General features: G+C 72.7%; 18 protein-coding genes. 9 read left to right on the forward strand and 9 right to left on the reverse strand.

All coding sequences use genetic code 11. From position 1 onward, the window contains the following. The first annotated feature begins 10 nt into the window (after positions 1 to 10). The gene (gene secA / locus AC4F3Q_RS10740; protein WP_491039954.1) at positions 11 to 2782 is read left to right on the forward strand and encodes a preprotein translocase subunit SecA; all 2772 of its coding nucleotides are present in this window, start codon (positions 11 to 13) and stop codon (positions 2780 to 2782) included. 75 nt (positions 2783 to 2857) lie between these two features. On the opposite strand, the gene AC4F3Q_RS10745 is transcribed toward secA, so the two are convergent. Next, the gene (locus tag AC4F3Q_RS10745) at positions 2858 to 3358 is read right to left on the reverse strand and encodes an Rv3235 family protein (protein ID WP_491039955.1); all 501 of its coding nucleotides are present in this window, start codon (positions 3356 to 3358) and stop codon (positions 2858 to 2860) included. A 136-nt stretch (positions 3359 to 3494) separates the two neighbouring features. Beyond that, positions 3495 to 4376 carry a LysM peptidoglycan-binding domain-containing protein gene (locus AC4F3Q_RS10750; RefSeq protein ID WP_491039956.1) on the reverse strand — a complete coding sequence of 294 codons (882 nt, stop codon included), beginning with the start codon at positions 4374 to 4376 and terminating at the stop codon, positions 3495 to 3497. 243 nt (positions 4377 to 4619) lie between these two features. Here AC4F3Q_RS10750 and AC4F3Q_RS10755 point away from each other — a divergent pair, with 243 nt between their 5' ends. Next, entirely contained in the window at positions 4620 to 5174 is a 555-nt protein-coding gene (locus tag AC4F3Q_RS10755; RefSeq protein WP_491039957.1) for a hypothetical protein, read from the forward strand. Between the two features lie 21 nt (positions 5175 to 5195). On the opposite strand, the gene AC4F3Q_RS10760 is transcribed toward AC4F3Q_RS10755, so the two are convergent. Then, entirely contained in the window at positions 5196 to 5405 is a 210-nt protein-coding gene (locus AC4F3Q_RS10760; protein ID WP_491039958.1) for a helix-turn-helix domain-containing protein, read from the reverse strand. Between the two features lie 150 nt (positions 5406 to 5555). Here AC4F3Q_RS10760 and AC4F3Q_RS10765 point away from each other — a divergent pair, with 150 nt between their 5' ends. Genes AC4F3Q_RS10765 through AC4F3Q_RS10775 form a run of 3 tightly spaced genes read left to right on the forward strand, consistent with a single transcriptional unit; the run spans position 5556 to position 8183 of the window. Beyond that, complete coding sequence (locus AC4F3Q_RS10765; protein ID WP_491039959.1) at positions 5556 to 6215, forward strand: CpaB family protein; 660 nt, start codon at positions 5556 to 5558, stop codon at positions 6213 to 6215. Positions 6216 to 6235: 20 nt separating this feature from the next. Continuing rightward, positions 6236 to 7687 carry a CpaE/TadZ family protein gene (locus AC4F3Q_RS10770; RefSeq protein ID WP_491039960.1) on the forward strand — a complete coding sequence of 484 codons (1452 nt, stop codon included), beginning with the start codon at positions 6236 to 6238 and terminating at the stop codon, positions 7685 to 7687. Between the two features lie 4 nt (positions 7688 to 7691). Next, the gene (locus tag AC4F3Q_RS10775; RefSeq protein WP_491039961.1) at positions 7692 to 8183 is read left to right on the forward strand and encodes a DUF6912 family protein; all 492 of its coding nucleotides are present in this window, start codon (positions 7692 to 7694) and stop codon (positions 8181 to 8183) included. A gap of 31 nt (positions 8184 to 8214) precedes the next feature. Here AC4F3Q_RS10775 and AC4F3Q_RS10780 read toward each other — a convergent pair whose 3' ends face one another. From AC4F3Q_RS10780 to AC4F3Q_RS10795, 4 genes are all read right to left on the reverse strand, one after another. Beyond that, positions 8215 to 9009, reverse strand: a complete 795-nt coding sequence (locus AC4F3Q_RS10780) for an inositol monophosphatase family protein (protein ID WP_168447825.1) — start codon at positions 9007 to 9009, stop codon at positions 8215 to 8217. Between the two features lie 82 nt (positions 9010 to 9091). Continuing rightward, on the reverse strand, positions 9092 to 10141 hold the full coding sequence (rsgA, locus tag AC4F3Q_RS10785) for a ribosome small subunit-dependent GTPase A (protein WP_491039962.1): 1050 nt from the start codon (positions 10139 to 10141) through the stop codon (positions 9092 to 9094). Then, the gene (gene aroA / locus AC4F3Q_RS10790) at positions 10138 to 11487 is read right to left on the reverse strand and encodes a 3-phosphoshikimate 1-carboxyvinyltransferase (RefSeq protein ID WP_168447827.1); all 1350 of its coding nucleotides are present in this window, start codon (positions 11485 to 11487) and stop codon (positions 10138 to 10140) included. Before aroA ends, rsgA begins: the two co-directional genes overlap by 4 nt. Positions 11488 to 11529: 42 nt before the next feature. Next, positions 11530 to 12060 (reverse strand): hypothetical protein, encoded by a 531-nt coding sequence (locus AC4F3Q_RS10795; RefSeq protein ID WP_491039963.1) that lies wholly within the window; start codon positions 12058 to 12060, stop codon positions 11530 to 11532. Positions 12061 to 12167: 107 nt separating this feature from the next. On the opposite strand from AC4F3Q_RS10795, the gene AC4F3Q_RS10800 reads away from it, so the two are divergent. Continuing rightward, positions 12168 to 12854 (forward strand): sigma-70 family RNA polymerase sigma factor, encoded by a 687-nt coding sequence (locus tag AC4F3Q_RS10800; RefSeq protein WP_434060856.1) that lies wholly within the window; start codon positions 12168 to 12170, stop codon positions 12852 to 12854. Next, positions 12851 to 13159 carry a mycothiol system anti-sigma-R factor gene (locus tag AC4F3Q_RS10805; protein ID WP_491039964.1) on the forward strand — a complete coding sequence of 103 codons (309 nt, stop codon included), beginning with the start codon at positions 12851 to 12853 and terminating at the stop codon, positions 13157 to 13159. The genes AC4F3Q_RS10800 and AC4F3Q_RS10805 overlap by 4 nt, the downstream gene beginning before the upstream one ends. A 112-nt stretch (positions 13160 to 13271) precedes the next feature. Here AC4F3Q_RS10805 and AC4F3Q_RS10810 read toward each other — a convergent pair whose 3' ends face one another. Continuing rightward, entirely contained in the window at positions 13272 to 13346 is a 75-nt protein-coding gene (locus AC4F3Q_RS10810; RefSeq protein ID WP_098459088.1) for a 50S ribosomal protein bL37, read from the reverse strand. Between the two features lie 193 nt (positions 13347 to 13539). On the opposite strand from AC4F3Q_RS10810, the gene AC4F3Q_RS10815 reads away from it, so the two are divergent. Further along, the gene (locus tag AC4F3Q_RS10815) at positions 13540 to 14625 is read left to right on the forward strand and encodes a type IV pilus twitching motility protein PilT (protein WP_491039965.1); all 1086 of its coding nucleotides are present in this window, start codon (positions 13540 to 13542) and stop codon (positions 14623 to 14625) included. A gap of 74 nt (positions 14626 to 14699) precedes the next feature. Here the strand turns inward: AC4F3Q_RS10815 and AC4F3Q_RS10820 are convergent, their stop codons facing one another. After that, the gene (locus tag AC4F3Q_RS10820) at positions 14700 to 15305 is read right to left on the reverse strand and encodes a GDSL-type esterase/lipase family protein (protein WP_491039966.1); all 606 of its coding nucleotides are present in this window, start codon (positions 15303 to 15305) and stop codon (positions 14700 to 14702) included. Positions 15306 to 15403: 98 nt separating this feature from the next. Here AC4F3Q_RS10820 and AC4F3Q_RS10825 point away from each other — a divergent pair, with 98 nt between their 5' ends. Further along, positions 15404 to 16384, forward strand: a complete 981-nt coding sequence (locus tag AC4F3Q_RS10825) for an aldo/keto reductase (RefSeq protein ID WP_491039967.1) — start codon at positions 15404 to 15406, stop codon at positions 16382 to 16384. Positions 16385 to 16412 lie beyond the last annotated feature (28 nt).

The following is a 16412-nucleotide window of genomic DNA, read 5'->3' on the forward strand; positions in this document are numbered from 1 at the left end:
GGAGTGACGCGTGGCTGCGATCCTCGAGAAGGTCCTTCGCTTCGGCGAGGGGCGCATCCTCAAGAAGCTGTCGAATGTGGCGAAGCAGGTGAACGCCCTCGAGGAGAGCTTCCGGGAGTTCAGCGACGAGGAGCTGCGCGAGGAGACGGCACGCTTCAAGGCGCGCCTCGCTGACGGCGAGACGCTCGACGACCTCCTGCCCGAGGCGTTCGCTGCGGTCCGTGAGGCGTCCCGCCGCACGCTCGGGCAGCGGCACTTCGACGTCCAGCTCATGGGTGGGGCGGCGCTCCACCTCGGCAACATCGCTGAGATGAAGACCGGTGAGGGCAAGACGCTCGTCGCGACGCTCCCGGCGTACCTGAACGCGCTGTCGGGCAAGGGCGTCCACGTCGTCACGGTCAACGACTACCTTGCGCAGTACCAGAGCGAGCTCATGGGGCGTGTCTTCCGGTTCCTCGGCCTGACGACGGGCTGCATCCTGTCGTCGATGACGCCTGCGGAGCGCCGGGAGCAGTACGCCGCCGACATCACGTACGGCACGAACAACGAGTTCGGCTTCGACTACCTGCGCGACAACATGGCGTGGTCGACCGACGAGCTCGTGCAGCGCGGCCACAACTTCGCGATCGTCGACGAGGTCGACTCGATCCTCATCGACGAGGCGCGCACGCCGCTCATCATCTCCGGCCCCTCCTCGGGTGACGCGAACAAGTGGTACAACGAGTTCGCGAAGATCGCCCGTCGCCTGAACGCGGGCGAGGACTACGAGGTCGACGAGAAGAAGCGCACGGTCGGCGTGCTCGAGCCGGGCATCGCCAAGGTCGAGGACCACCTCGGGATCGACAACCTGTACGAGTCGCTCAACACCCCGCTGATCGGGTTCCTCAACAACGCGATCAAGGCGAAGGAGCTGTTCAAGCGCGACAAGGACTACGTGGTCCTCAAGGGCGAGGTCCTCATCGTCGACGAGCACACCGGGCGCATCCTGCCGGGCCGTCGCTACAACGAGGGCATGCACCAGGCGATCGAGGCGAAGGAGGGCGTGGCCATCAGGGCCGAGAACCAGACGCTCGCCACGGTCACGCTGCAGAACTACTTCCGCCTGTACGGCAAGCTCTCGGGCATGACCGGCACCGCCGACACCGAGGCGGCCGAGTTCCAGGGCACGTACAAGCTCGGCGTGGTGCCGATCCCGACGAACCGTCCGATGCAGCGCATCGACCAGTCGGACCTCGTCTACAAGACGGAGGCCGGCAAGTTCAGCCAGGTCGTCGCCGACATCGTCGAGCGTCACGCGAAGGGCCAGCCGGTCCTCGTCGGGACGACGAGCGTCGAGAAGTCGGAGCTGCTGTCCGGCCTGCTCAAGAAGCAGGGCGTCCCGCACGAGGTTCTCAACGCGAAGCAGCACGAGCGTGAGGCGCGTGTCGTCGCGATGGCTGGCCGCAAGGGAGCGGTCACGGTCGCGACGAACATGGCTGGTCGAGGCACCGACATCATGCTCGGTGGCAACGCCGAGTTCCTCGCGGTCGACGAGATGGAGAAGCGCGGGCTCGACCCGGCGGAGAACGTGGAGGAGTACGAGGCCGCCTGGCCCGACGTGCTCGCGGCTGCCCAGAAGGCGGTCGAGGCGGAGCACAACGAGGTCGTCGGCCTCGGGGGGCTGTACGTCCTCGGCACGGAGCGTCATGAGTCTCGCCGCATCGACAACCAGCTGCGCGGCCGTTCCGGCCGTCAGGGTGACCCGGGCGAGTCCCGGTTCTACCTGTCGATGGAGGACGACCTGATGCGCCTCTTCAGCTCGGGCCTGGCCGAGCAGATGATGACGCGCGCGGGATTCCCTGACGACATGCCGCTCGAGTCGAAGATGGTCAGCCGCGCGATCGCGTCGGCGCAGGGCCAGGTCGAGGCCCGCAACTTCGAGATCCGCAAGAACGTCCTCAAGTACGACGACGTGCTGTCCCGCCAGCGTGAGGTCATCTACGACGAGCGTCGTCGTGTGCTCGAGGGCGAGGACCTGGGCGACCAGATCCAGCACTTCATCGATGATGTCGTGACCGGGTACGTCGACGCTGCGACTGCCTCGGGCACGAACGACGAGTGGGACCTCGAGACGCTCTGGACGGCGCTGCGCGGGGTCTTCCCGATCTCGATCACGGTCGACGAGGTTCTCGGGGAGGTGGGCGGCAAGCACATGCTGACGCGTGACCGCCTGCTCGAGGAGGTCCTCTCCGACGCTCACGTCGCGTACACGAAGCGCGAGGAGATGCTCGGAGCGGAGAACATGCGTCAGCTCGAGCGTCGCGTCGTCCTGTCGGTCCTCGACCGCAAGTGGCGTGAGCACCTCTACGAGATGGACTACCTCAAGGAGGGCATCGGCCTGCGCGCGATGGCGCAGCGCGACCCGCTCATCGAGTACCAGCGCGAGGGCTTCCAGCTGTTCGCCGCGATGACGGACGGGATCAAGGAGGAGTCGGTCGGCTTCCTCTTCAACCTCGAGGTCAAGGTCGCGGACGAGTCTGACGACGAGGTCGAGCTCGAGATCGACGTCGAGGGTGCGGTCGAGGGTGCCGGTGAGGACGTCGACGTCGAGGAGGCGCCGCGCAAGAAGGCGCCGAAGCTTGTCGCGAAGGGCCTGGACGGTCCCGAGCGTCGCGTGCCGCTGCAGTACAGCGCTCCGTCGGTCGACGGCGACTCCGCTGTCGCGGAGGAGGCGAGCGGTTCGGCGTCCGGCAACCGTGAGGAGCGTCGTCGCGCGGCTCGCGAGGCCAAGAAGAAGCGCTGACGCGCCAGGCACGACATGACGGCGGCCGTCGTACCGGGTTCGGTACGGCGGCCGCCGTCGTCGTGGCGGGGTGCGTCAGCCCAGGACGAAGGCGACGACACGCCACGCGCCGCGGTGGTGCTCGAGGCGCAGTGCGGCCGCACGGACGCGGTCGAGGTCCTCGATGACGACGGTCGCCTCGACGGCCCGGTCGGAGACGCGGTGCACGCGTGCCCTGCGGATCCGGGCGGGGCGGGTGGAACGGGGGCCGGCGGCGAGGGTGAGGCGGCTGCGCGTCAGCAGTGCCTCGTAGACCTCGGGCGCGAGCCACTGCACGAGCTGTGAGACCGGGCGGACGCCGCGCAGGGACTCGACGGCTGCCTGGGTGATCGAGCAGCACAGTGCGGTGGGGTCCGTCGGGGCCGCATCACGTCCGGGCACGGGGATGCCGGGCCGGCGCTCGTCCGCACGTGAGGGCGCGACCGCGGTGAGCGTCGAGGCGACGCGGGACGCCGTGCGGCGCGACACCACGGCACCGGAGCGCGCAGAGGGGGCCGCCGGGCTGCGGTCGGGAGCGCCGCTCGTCCGAACTGCCACCCGCGCAGCCTTGGTACCAGCTGCGGACCCCTGCGGTGCGCTCCGGGCGAGGTGGCTAGCGCGGTCGCGGTGCGGACGGGACGCCGGTGCTGTGCGCACGTGGGGTGTGGTCGTGACGGTCATCGTGACTCCTCTGTCAGCCGCGCGCGGCGTCGGTCGTGGTGGGGGTGGTTGTCGTGGGCTCGTGGGTCGGCACGGTGAGGACGTCGCCCGGCCGGATGAGGTGCGGATCGTCGCCGAGGAGGTTGCGGTTGGCGTCGTGCCAGCGGGGCCACTCGTGGGCGATCTGCGCGTCGGTCGCTGCCGACCCGAGCGCCCCGGCCGCCAGCGCCCAGAGCGTGTCGCCCGACCGCACGGTGACGGTCTCGCGGCCGGGGCTCGTCGTGGCTCGCGTCGACGGTTGCGTCTGGCCCGTGACCGGTGCGTCCTTGCGCGCCTGACTGCCCTCGGGCCGCGCCTGTTCCTGGGGAGTCGTCGCGTCCTGCGTCGCCGCGGTCGACGCACGGGCGCGGGGCGCGCTGGGAGTCGACCTGCGTGCTGCGGCCGAGGACTGCGCCGTGACGTCGGCGCGCTGCGGGGCTGTCGTCCCGGGGCCTGCAGCGTCGGGCGTCCCGGACGGGAGGTGGGTCCCGCTGGAGGTGGCTGAGGGGGCGGCGCTGCTGACCTGCCAGCCGACGTCGGCGACGGGCACCGCGTCGGAGGCATGGGCGGGCAGGGCGCCGACGGCGATGCTCGCACCGAGCGCGGCGGCCACGAAGCGCCGTGCGACCGCTGGTGCGATGCGCAGGGCCGTCCGTTCGAGGGTGTCCCGTCGCCGTCCCGCACGCGCCGCGACGACGCAGGCGAGCGTGAGGCCGAGCCACGCCGTGGTCCATGCTGCGGCGCAGGCGCCGGCCGCGAGCACGGCCGCGCCGACCGCGGCGTCGATCCGCTGTGTCGCGTCCTGTGCGAGCGGGAGGCAGGCGGTGCCGAGCGCGACGGCTGTCCCGAGGCTGAGCACCGTCAGGAGGGCGAGCACGAGAGCGTGTGAGCTGCCGGTGGCGTGCCTGGTGGTGGCTCGATGGTCTTCGGCGGGGCCGAGCGTAGCTCGGCCCCAGCATGGTGCGGGCAAAGGACCCTCCTCGGGCCGCCTCGATCGCGTTCGATGCGGTTTGACGGGATTTGATGTGGCTACATCACACCTGACGATCTGCGCTCTGTCCACCGGAACGGGCTGATGGGGACAAGTCGCGCGCGGTAACTGGCGCGCTAGGGTGTCGACGTGCGCTGGACCCGACTGTTCGCTGACCTCGACGCCCGCATGGACAACGCCGCAGCGCAGGAGCGGGCGGACGCCGTCGCCGAGCTCGTGCGTGCGGAGGAGGCCGGCGTCGCTCTCGTCGACCGGCTCAGGGCGGGGTCAGGGGCGAGCCTCGTGATCCGCACCCACGACGGCGCGTCCGTCACGGGTGTGGTCGCCCAGGTCGCGGACCAGTGGGTCCTCCTCGAGACCGCAACGGGCGCGAGCACACGTGCCGTGGTCGTGCCGACGTCCGCCATCGAGACGGTCGGCGGGCTGGGACGCCGGACGACGGCGCCGCGAGAGGACGTCGCCTCCAGGCTCACTCTCGCGCACGTGATGCGCCGGCTCGCGCGGGACCGGGTCGTCGTCGAGGTGCGCACCCGCAGCGGCAGCTGCGTCGGCCGGGTCGACAGGGTGGGCTCCGACCACCTCGATGTCGTCCCCGCCTACGGCTGGGGAGAGCGCGGAGCGCGCGAGACGCACGGCACTACGGTGCCGTTCAGCGCGATCGCCTCGGTCGCCGAGTCTGCCTAGGGCGCCTGAGCGCCCCGACGGTCAGGCGCGGGACTTCTCGCGGGCCTGCCGGGCCTCGGTGTACTTCCGCTCGATGAACTTCTCGAGCTCATCGACCTCGACGCGCCACTGGTTGCGTCCGCCGATCTGGATCGCCGGGAGCTCGCCCGAGCGCACGAGCGCGTACGCCTGGTCGGACTTGATGGCCAGCTGCTCGGCCACGTCGGCGAGAGTCATGAATCGCGGGCTCATGGCCCCATCAAACCACGCTGGCGTGCAAGGACGCGGATCTCCACAGGAAGGACGCTCGACGCGCGCGGACGCGCGATCCGCGCCAGGATGTCCGCCGGGGGCGACCGGCACGGGGTCCGGGTCGCACACGAGAGGCAAGGAGCAGGGGAGATGACAGGGGTGCTCACAGGGACCAGGGAGACGCTGCCCGCACCGGTCGCGTCGCGGCTGCGCCGACCGGGATGGCGCGACCCGAGGCTCGTGCTGGGGGTCGTGCTCGTCGCCGCGTCCGTCGGGCTCGGCATCGCGGTCGTCGACGGCGCCCGGACGACGGTGACCGTCCATGCCGCGGCACGAGAGCTCACCCCGGGCACGACGCTCGTCGAGGGCGACGTACAGCTCGTCGAGGTCGCAGACGACGCGACGGCGTCGCTCTACGTCGGCGCCGACGCGCTCGAGGACGGGACGGTCGTGCTGCGCGGTGTGGGTGCGGGCGAGCTGATCCCGAGGTCGGCGCTCGGCGACGCCGCAGCCGTCGGGGTCCGCCCTGTGGCTGTTCCCGCCGGCCCGCACCTGTCGACCGCCGTCGTCGCGGGCAGCTGGGTCGACCTGTGGCACGTGCCCGAGCAGACCGACGGCGCCGTCGCGCCCGCACCTCTCGTCACGGGGGTCGAGGTCGCCGAGGTGGATCGCGGCGGTTCTTCCCTCTCGGTCTCGGCGGGGGCTGTCGTGCACGTCCTTGTCCCGGCGGGTGACCTGCCGACCGTGCTCGCCGCTCTTGCCGGACCTGGCCAGGTCACCCCGGTCGCTGTGCCGGGCGCCGCCCGATGAGACCGGGTGAACCGTGCGAGGTGATCGGGGCTGTCCTCGGTCCGAGCGAGACCGCGGTCGCGGAGGCGCTCTCCGCACGCCGCGGCCCGGCCCGGCTCGTCCGACGCTGCGGCGATCTCGCAGAGCTGCTCGCCGTCGCCGAGGCCGGGTGCGGTCACGTCGCGCTCGTGAGCGTGGACAGGCCCGCTCAGGACCGCCTCGACCTCGAGGCCGTCACGCGGCTGCACGCCGACGGCCTCGTCGTCCTCGCCGTGCTCGACGGCGCCTCGCCGGACGAGGAGGACGTAGCCCGCGCTCTCGGCGTCGACGGCGTCGTCCGCCCGCCCTTCGACGCCGAGGCGCTCACCGCTCTCGTCCTCGCGGCGCAGGCCGCCGGACCGGGCGGCGTCCCGGCCGGACGCGATGGCCGGGACGGCGAGGGCGCGGACCGAGCGGGCGTTCGCGAGCCCGGAACGTTCGAAGGCGTCCCGGACGCGCCTCCGCCACCTCGGGACGGCGTGCTCGTCGCCGTCTGGGGTCCTCCGGGAGCGCCGGGGCGGACGACGCTCGCCGTCAACCTCGCGGCCGAGCTCGCGCGGCCGCCCGCGGTCCGCGCCCGCGGTGCCCGGGAGGTCGCTGTCCCGGAGGTGCTGCTGATCGATGCGGACACGCACGCCCCGGCCGTCGCGCAGCACCTCGCTCTGCTCGACGAGTCGTCCGGGCTCGTGCTGGCCGCCCGGGCCGCGACCCAGGGCCGCCTCACGGCGCACGCTCTCGCCTCGCTCGCTCCCGTCGTCCTGCCACAGCTCCGGGTCCTCACGGGGATCGGGCGTGCCGCTCGATGGGGCGAGGTGCCTGCGTCGACCCTTCCGACCATCTGGGCGGCCGCACGGCAGGTCGCGGACGTCGTCGTCGTGGACTGCGCGGCGTCGCTCGAGCAGGACGAGACGCTCGTCTACGACACCCGTGCGCCCCAGCGCAACGCCGCGACCTTCGCCGCGCTCGCGGCCGCTGACGTGGTGGTGGTCGTCGCGGGCTGCGACCCGGTCGCGGTGCAGCGGCTGGTCGTGGCCCTCGACGACCTCCGGGAGGCGGGCGTCGCTGAGCGTGCCCGCCGCGTCGTCGTCCTCAACCGCGCCCGAGGGACGGTCGCCGGTGGTCGCCCGGCGGCCGTGCTCCGCGACGCTCTCGAGCGCTTCGCCGGCACGACGCCCGACGTGATCGTGCCCGAGGATGGTGCGTCCGTCGACGCTGCGCTCCTCGCGGGACGCGTCCTCGCGGAGGAGGCGCCGGGCTCGGCCGCACGCAGGGCTGTCGTCGAGCTCGCCGGCGCCCTCGGGCTGACCCCTGCAGCGACGGACGAGGCGCGCGTGACAGCGGAGCCCGCACCAGGGGGCTCCGGCCAGGCAGGACGCCCGGGCTTGATGGCGCGCCTGCGGCGCAGCCAGACCGGCGAGCGTGCCGCCGTGCGAGCGGGTGCGGTGGTTGACTGAGCCCATGCGGATCTACCTCCCGGCGACGCTCGACGAGCTCACCGCCCTCGCAGTGTCGACCAGGCGCCCCGCCTCGCTCGATCTCGAGCCGCGCGGCGCGCACGCCGTGACGGCCGCGCTCGCGGCCGCCCTTCCCGACGAGGACGAGGAAGGGCTCGAGTACTCGGCGCACCTCGCTGCTGCCGACGACACGCTCGCGCTCATCGCGGCCTCGCCGACCGCCGACCGCCGCCGGCTCGTGCTGACGGTCGAGGTCCCCGACGACGCGGTCGTGGCCGCGGCAGGCGACGCGACCGTCATCTCGCCCTCGGCCGTCGACATCGTGGTGCCCGTCCCGGGCGCGGTCGTCGTGTGCGGTCACATCGACGAGACCGACGCCGTGGCTGACGTCGAGGCGACCCTCGCGGGCGACGACGCCGCCGTCGAGCGGCTCGTCGAACGCGACCTGCTCTGGTACGACGCGAGCGAGCTGCCGGGCCTCGTCGCGCGCGGCTGACGCGCTGCGACCCTCGGTCAGCTGCGCCGGCTCACGGCCGGTGGAGGTAGCTGCGGACCTCGTCGTGCAGCAGACCGTTCGACGCGATCGCATCGCCCCCGAACGGCCCGTCCTCACCCGCGAGCGACGTGAACCGCCCACCGGCCTCCGTCACGATCGGGACGAGCGCCGCCATGTCGTGCAGCGCGAGCTCCGGCTCGGCGGCCGCGTCGACCGCACCCTCGGCGACGAGCATGTACGACCAGAAGTCGCCGTAGGCGCGCGTGCGCCAGACCGTGTCGGACAGCTCCAGCAGGCCGGGGAGCGCACCGCGCTCGTCCCAGCCTGTCAGGCTCGAGTACGAGAACGACGCGTCCGCGAGGTCGCGGACTCCGGACACGCGGATCCGCGTCGCGCTGCTCAGGCTCCGGCCGGTCCACGCGCCCGTCCCGCGCGCCGCCCACCAGCGGCGCCCGAGCGCCGGGGCGCTCACGAGCCCGACGACCGGGACGCCGTCGTGGAGGAGCGCGATGAGCGTCGCCCAGACGGGGACGCCGCGCACGAAGTTCTTCGTCCCGTCGATCGGGTCGACGACCCACTGCCGGGCCCCGTGGCCCGTCGCCCCGGACTCCTCGCCGAGGAACGCGTCGCGGCCGCGCGCGCGGGCGAGCTGTCCCCGGATCTGCTCCTCCGCGGCACGGTCCGCGTCGGAGACGGGAGTGTGGTCCGGCTTCGTCTCGACGTGCAGGTCGAGCGCCTTGAAGCGCGACATCGTCAGCGAGTCGACCTGGTCAGCCATGACGTGCGCGAGGCGGAGGTCGTCGTCGTAGGACTCCTGGAGGGTCATGGCCTCCACGCTAGCGTCCGCGCCGTCCGTGCAGGTCCCACGTCCGCGGCGCGGCGCGCACCGGGCCTACTCCCAGCCGGTGTCAGTCGCCGCGTCCCGCAGGCTCGGTGCGTGCGCTCATGACGCGGCGGAACGACTCGAGGCGCGCGGCGCGCGCCGGGGCGGCCTCCGGGTCCTCGGCGGCCCACGCGTCGAGCTCGCAGTCGGGTGCGCCGTCGAGGTGCGTGCAGCCGCGCGGGCACTGCTCGGCCACCTCGGCGAGGTCCTCGAACGCGGCGAGGATCGTGCTCGGCTCGACATGGGCGAGGCCGAACGAACGCACGCCCGGGGTGTCGATGACCCAGCCGGCCTGCCCGGGCAGGCGCAGCGCCACGGCGGACGTGGAGGTCTGCCGTCCGCGGCCGGTGACGGCGTTGACGTGACCGGTGGCGCGGTGCGCGTCCGGCACCAGGGCGTTGACCAGGGTGGACTTCCCGACGCCGGAGTGGCCGACGAACACGCTCGTGCGGCCCACGAGCTCGGCGCGCACCCGCTCGACCGAGTCGGCGTCGAGCATCGCGCCGTCCTCGCCGCGCCGCGAGACGACGACCTCGACCCCGAGGGGCCGGTAGAGCGCGGCGAGCGGCTCGGGGTCGGCGAGGTCCGCCTTCGTGAGGCAGAGCAGGACACGCATGCCCGCGTCGTAGGCGGCGACGACGCAGCGGTCGATCATGCGGGGCCGCGGCTCGGGATCGGCGAGCGCGGTCACGATGACGAGCTGGTGCGCGTTCGCGACGATGATGCGCTCGTACGGGTCCGTGTCGTCGGCCGTGCGCCGCAGGACCGACGCGCGCTCGGTGATGCGCACGATGCGGCAGAGCGCGCCGTCGTCGCCCGAGATGTCGCCGACGACGTCCACGCGGTCGCCGCACACGACGCGCGACCGCCCGAGCTCGCGTGCCTTCATCGCGATGATGACGCGCTCGTCCGGCAGGCCCTCGTCGACGAGGAGCGTGTAGCGGCCACGGTCGACGCCCGTGACGAACGCCGTCTGCGCCTCCTCGTGGGCGGGCCGCTGCTTGCTGCGGGGACGGCTGCCGCGCTTGCTGGGGCGCGACTTGAAGTCGGACTCGTCGCGGTAGCGGGCGCTCACGCGGTCGCCCCGCCCGGGGTGCCGGCGCTGCCGATCATGCGCGCCCACATCGTCGGGAACTCGGGGAGGGTCTTGGCGGTCGTCCCGACGTCGCGGACCTGGACGCCCGGGACGCGCAGTCCGACGAGGGCGGCGGCCATCGCCATGCGGTGGTCCTGGTAGGTGTCGACGACGGCGCCGTGCAGCGGCGCGGGCGCGATGACGACGCCGTCCGACGTCTGCTCGCAGCGCCCGCCGAGGCGCGTGATCTCGGTCGCGAGCGCGGTGAGGCGGTCGGTCTCGTGGCCTCGCAGGTGGCTGATGCCCCGCAGGCGGCTGGGGGAGTCGGCGAGGGCGGCGAGCGCCGCGATCGTCGGCGTGAGCTCGCCAGCGGTATGGAGGTCGACGTCGATGCCGTGGATCGTGCCGTCGCCCGTGACCGTCATGACGTCGCCGCGCTGGCGGACCTTGCCGCCCATCGCGGCGAGCAGCTCGGGGGCCAGCGCGCCGGCCTGGGTGGTCTCGGTGGGCCAGCCGGGGACCGAGACGGAGCCGCCGGCGACGAGCGCGGACGCGAGGAAGACGGCGGCGTTGGACAGGTCGGGCTCCATGCGGACGTCGCGCGCGGCGATCGGTCCGGGCTCGACGATCCAGATGGCGGGCCGCGAGTCGTCGATCTTGACCCCGGCGTCGCGCAGGACGGCGACGGTCATCTCGATGTGGGGCAGGCTCGGGAGGGTCGGTCCGACGTGCCGCACCTGGAGGCCGCGGTCGAACCGGGCGGCCGCGAGCAGCAGGCCGGAGACGAACTGGCTCGACGCGCTCGCGTCGAGGTCGACGGCTCCGCCGACGACGCCGCCGTGCCCCGCGACCGTGAAGGGGAGGGTGCTCGGGCGGCCGCCGTCGTCGTCGGTGACCTCGACGCCGAGCGAGCGCAGCCCCGCGAGCACAGGCCCCATGGGCCGCAGGCGAGCGGCCTCGTCGCCGTCGAACCGGACGTCGCCGTCAGCGAGCGCGGCGACTGCCGGGAGGAAGCGCATGACGGTGCCGGCGAGGCCGCACCGGATGGTCGCGGGCCCGGTGATCGGGCCGGGCGTCACGCGCAGGGAGCTCGCCGCGCCGTCTGTCTCGATGCGGGCGCCGAGGGCGCGCAGAGCGTCGGCCATGAGGTCGGTGTCGCGGCTGCGCAGGGCCCCCGAGATCGTCGAGGGTCCGTCGGCGAGGGCCGCGACGACGAGGTGCCTGTTCGTGAGGGACTTCGAGCCGGGGACGTCGACGGTCGCGTGGAGCGTCCCGACCGCGGTGGGCGCTGCCCACGTGTCGCCGGGGGTGGGGCGCACGGGAGAGCCGAGCGAGGGTGACGTCATGGCTCCAGGGTATCGGGGTGCGTCCGTCCTGCCCTGTTCTTGTCAGCCGATCGAGGCCTTGCGGCCGAGGCGCTTGCCCGTCGAGCTCGCGGACGAGACGACGGTGTCGACTGCTTCCGACGCCTGGGCGGCCAGGTTGCCGCGTGCCTGGCGGACGCGCCAACCGAACGACGGGCTGCCGGCGGTGTCGGCGCCCGCGAGGAGGGCTGCGCCGAGGGCGCCGAGCGACTGGGCGAAGGGCGTGACCTTCTCAGGGTCGAGGTGGCGGCCGGTCCACGGCTGGTGGACGACGGCGAGCGGCGCCGTGAGCGCGGCGAGCGCGAGCCCGCTCGAGCGTGGGGCTCGGCCGACCGCGAGGTTCGCCGCGGCGACGGCCGTCGCGACGCCGTGCACGCGCACCGCGATCTTCAGCTCGCGATCGGTCAGCGTGCGGCGCAGACCGGCGGCGCTCGCGACCTTGTCGGCGAGGGGACGGGCGGCGTCCACGTGGGGTGCGGGCTTGCGGACCGCGTCGACCCCCGTGACGAGGTACCAGGACGCGAGCAGGGGACGGGCAACGCGGCGGACCAGCATCGGGATCTCCTTCGACCGGGCTTTTCCTCCCACCGTATCGCCCGGGACGTCGGTCGGCCTTGCGCGGCGCCGGGAATGATCGCGCGCCGGAGCGTGTTCCTCCCGTTGTGACCTGCCAAGCACCGCCCGCCCCGCGAGCCCGTACCGCCCTGTCCGGGCTAGGCTCGTCGGTGATGACTGAAGACACGGACCGCGCGCCGCAGACAGAGACAGACGTCGAGAGGCGCCTGCGGTTCGAGCGCGACGCTCTCGAGTTCCTCGACCCCCTCTACGCGGCTGCGCTGCGCATGACGCGCAACCCGACGGATGCCGAGGACCTGGTCCAGGAGACGTTCACGAAGGCGTTCGCGGCGTTCCACCAGTACCGGCCGGACACGAACCTCAAGGCGTGGCTCTACCGGATCCTGACGAACACGTTCATCAACGGGTATCGCAAGAAGCAGCGCGAGCCGCAGAAGGCCGCGACCGACGAGATCGAAGACTGGCAGATCGCCCGCGCGGCGTCGCACACGTCGACCGGGCTGCGGTCCGCGGAGGTCGAGGCGCTCGACGCGCTCCCGGACTCTGACGTCAAGGAGGCGCTCGCGGCACTCCCGGAGGATCGCCGCATCGCGGTGTACCTCGCCGACGTCGAGGGGTTCCCCTACAAGGAGATCGCGCAGATCATGGGTACCCCGATCGGCACCGTGATGTCGCGGCTGCACCGCGGCCGCGCACAGCTGCGCGACCTGCTGGCCGAGTACGCAGCGGACCGGGGTCTCCTCCCGGCGCGCACGACGAAGGACGAGTCATGAACACCGATCCCTTCCGCGGGAGCCCCGGCGACGAGCAGCCTGAGGTCCCGGGCGCGCCTGCGCTGGACCAGGACGAGTGCGCTGAGGTCATCGGTCACGTCGAGGAGTTCCTGAGCTCCCCGATGTCGCCCGACGACGCGCGGGACCTGCGGCACAACGTCGCGGGTGCGCTGCCTGGCCTCGCTGACCTGGAGGTCGAGGAGATCATCCGTGTGATCGTGAAGCGTTCGTGCTGCGAGCGCGCCCCGGAGGCGCTGCGTGTGCGCGTGCGCACGCAGATGGCGGTCTGGCGGCTGGAGGGCTGAGCGCGGGCGCGTCCCGTTCGGGGGCGCCTCTGACATGCACGAAGGGCCTCGGTGCGCAGCACCGAGGCCCTTCGTGTGCGCCGGACGAACCGGCGATGTCGTGTGCGCCTGCTCAGGCGTTGGGACGACGGCCGTGGTTGGCGGCGTTGCCCTTGCGGCTGCGACGCTTGCGTCCGCGCTTGCTCATGGTGACTCCTGTCGATCGTGCGGGTCCGGGGTCGTGGCACAGGGCGCCACCGGACCAGAGGTCCGCGCACGCTCTCGGCTCACGCGCCCACCATGATCCCACACCTGCGCGCCTCGGGGAAACTTGGGGGTTTCGACCCTGCAGTCGGTGGCGCGGGGTCAAGTCCGCGGGGGATCGTTCCGATACCTCTGACGTGAACGCTACGCCTCAGTCCGTGATCCCCCTGCTGCACGCCGTCGTCAAGGCCGGGGCGTCCGACCTGCACTGCAAGGTCGGTTCGGCGCCGCGCGTGCGCGTCGACGGCCGTCTGCGCCGTCTGCAGGTCCCGACGCTCGAGCCGGTGGACACGGACCACATGCTCTACGAGGTCCTCCCGGCCGACCTGGTCGAGGACTTCGAGCGCACCCACGAGGCGGACTTCGCGTACTCGGTCGCCGGCGTCGGCCGCTTCCGTGTCAACGCCTACCAGGCCCGCGGCACGACGGCGATGGTGTTCCGTCTGGTCTCGGTCGTGTCGTCGTCGATCGCCGAGCTGGGCCTGCCGCCCGTCGTGGGCGACCTCGCCCTCGAGCCGCGCGGCCTCGTGCTCGTCACGGGCCCGACCGGGTCGGGCAAGACGACGTCGCTCGCGGCGATGGTCGACCTCATCAACACGTACCGCGAGGTCAACATCATCACGATCGAGGACCCGATCGAGGTCCTCCACGAGGACAAGAAGGCGATCATCTCGCAGCGTGAGGTGCGTCAGGACACCCGGACGTTCGCGACCGCGCTGCGCGCTGCGATGCGCCAGGACCCCGACGTGATCCTGGTCGGTGAGATGCGAGACATCGACACCGTGCGCGCAGCCCTGCAGGCCGCGGAGACCGGTCACCTCGTGCTGTCGACGCTGCACACGCTCGACGCGCAGGAGTCGATCAACCGCGTCGTGGACTTCTTCCCGCCGCACGAGCAGACGCAGGTGCGCAACGCCCTGGCGCAGACGCTGCGCGGGATCGTCTCGCAGCGCCTGGTCCGCACGGTCGACGACGGCCGCTGCCCGGCGGTCGAGGTGCTCGTGAACACGGGGCGCACGGCGGAGGCGATCGTGGCGCCGCTCGACAACCCGCCGCTCACGGACCTCATCGCCGAGGGCGAGTACTACAAGATGCAGACGTTCGACCAGCACCTGGGCGGGCTCGTCCTCGAAGGACGCATCTCGTACGACGAGGCGCTCCAGACGGCGTCGAAGCCTCAGGACCTCACCCTGGCCCTGCGCGCGGCTGGCATGCAGGTCTGACGGCGGCTGTGCCGCTGGCCGTGCCCTGCGGCCCGCCCCCGGGGGACGGGCCGCAGGGCCCTCGGTCCTGACGGTCAGGCGACGGCGTCGGGGACGCCGAGCCAGCCGTGCCAGCCGGAGTGCAGCACGAGCCACGCCATGAGGCCGTACCCGGCCTGCGCGGGCAGGTCGTCGCCCCGCGTCGCGAGGTCGGCGTGCCACTGGTCGTGCGTCTCGAGGGGGGCGAACGTCTCGACGTAGGTGACGCGGCGGCGGTGGGTCACGTCGGCGAACGCGCGGGAGAGCTCGCCGAGGCGCGCGTTGTCCGTGTGTGCGCCCGGCGGAGGCCCGACGACGAGGGTGGGCAGGTTGCGGGACTCGGCGACGTCGAGGATGTTCGCGAGGTTGAGGCGGCTGCGCGCGACGGAGAGGCCTGCTGCGACGTCGTGCCGTCCGAGCGCGACGACGAGGCGGTCGTCGACGTCGGGGGAGTGGGCGAGCCGCCGGTCGACCTCGCCCTCCCAGCGTGCGCTGAGCGCTGTCGTGGTCTCGCCGGGCACGGCGAGCACGTGGTGCGAGAGCGTCCCGGGCGCCTGGGTGCGCGCGACGACGCGGCCGACCCAGCCGAGGGCCTTGGGGTCTCCGGTGCCTGCCGCCAGCTCGTCGCCGACGACGCAGATCCGCACTTCCTGCCCGCTCACGTGTCCTCGTTCCTCTGGTGGTGCATCCTGCCCATTGTCCGCCACGTCGCTCACGCGGAAGGGCAACACGCCGGGGTTTCGATGGCTAGGCTGGGGCGATGGACATGAAGCGATGGAGCGACGGACGCACGGTGTCGTGCGTCGGGCTCGGGACGTGGCAGCTGGGTGCGGACTGGGGCGAGGTCAGCGAGGCTGACGCCCACGCGGTGATCGACGCCGCGGTGGGGGCGGGCGTGACCTTCCTCGACACCGCGGACGTGTACGGCGACGGGAGGTCCGAGCAGATCATCGGGTCCTACCTCGAGGAGAACCCTGGGCTGGACCTCTTCGTCGCGACGAAGATGGGCCGCCGGGTCGACCAGGTGCCCGAGGCGTACAACCTCGAGGCGTTTCGCGGGTGGACGGACCGCTCACGTCGGAACCTCGGCGTCGAGCGCCTGGACCTCGTGCAGCTGCACTGCCCGCCGTCCGCCGTGTTCGAGGACGACGAGGTGTTCGACGCGCTCGACACCCTCGTCGATGAGGGGGTCATCAAGCAGTACGGCGTGAGCGTCGAGAAGCGCAGCGAGGCGCTGCGCGCGCTCGAGCGTCCGGGCCTGGCGAGCATCCAGATCATCGTCAACGCGTTCCGGCTCGCGCCGCTCGACGACGTGATCCCGGCGGCAGCCGAGCGCGGCGTGTCGATCATCGCGCGGGTCCCTCTCGCGTCGGGGCTGCTCTCGGGCCGGTACACGCTCGACACGACGTTCGCCGCGGACGACCACCGCACGTACAACCGGCACGGGGAGGCGTTCGACGTCGGCGAGACTTTCGCGGGCGTCGACTACGCACGCGGGGTGGCCGCAGCGCAGGAGCTCGCGGCTGCGGTGCCCGCAGGGATGACGCTCGCGCAGGCGTCGATCGCGTGGCTGACGGAGCAGGCAGGCATCACGACGGTCATCCCGGGCGGGCGTTCGCCCGAGCAGGTGCGCGCGAACGCTGCGGCGGGCGAGCTCGGACCGCTGCCGACGTCGTTCGACGCCGCGGTCCACGACGTCTACGACCGGCTCATCCGGGCTGACGTGCACGACCGCTGGTGAGCATCTCGCAGCGCTGACACGACACGGA

It is taken from the genome of Flavimobilis sp. BM9 (genome assembly GCF_058313055.1).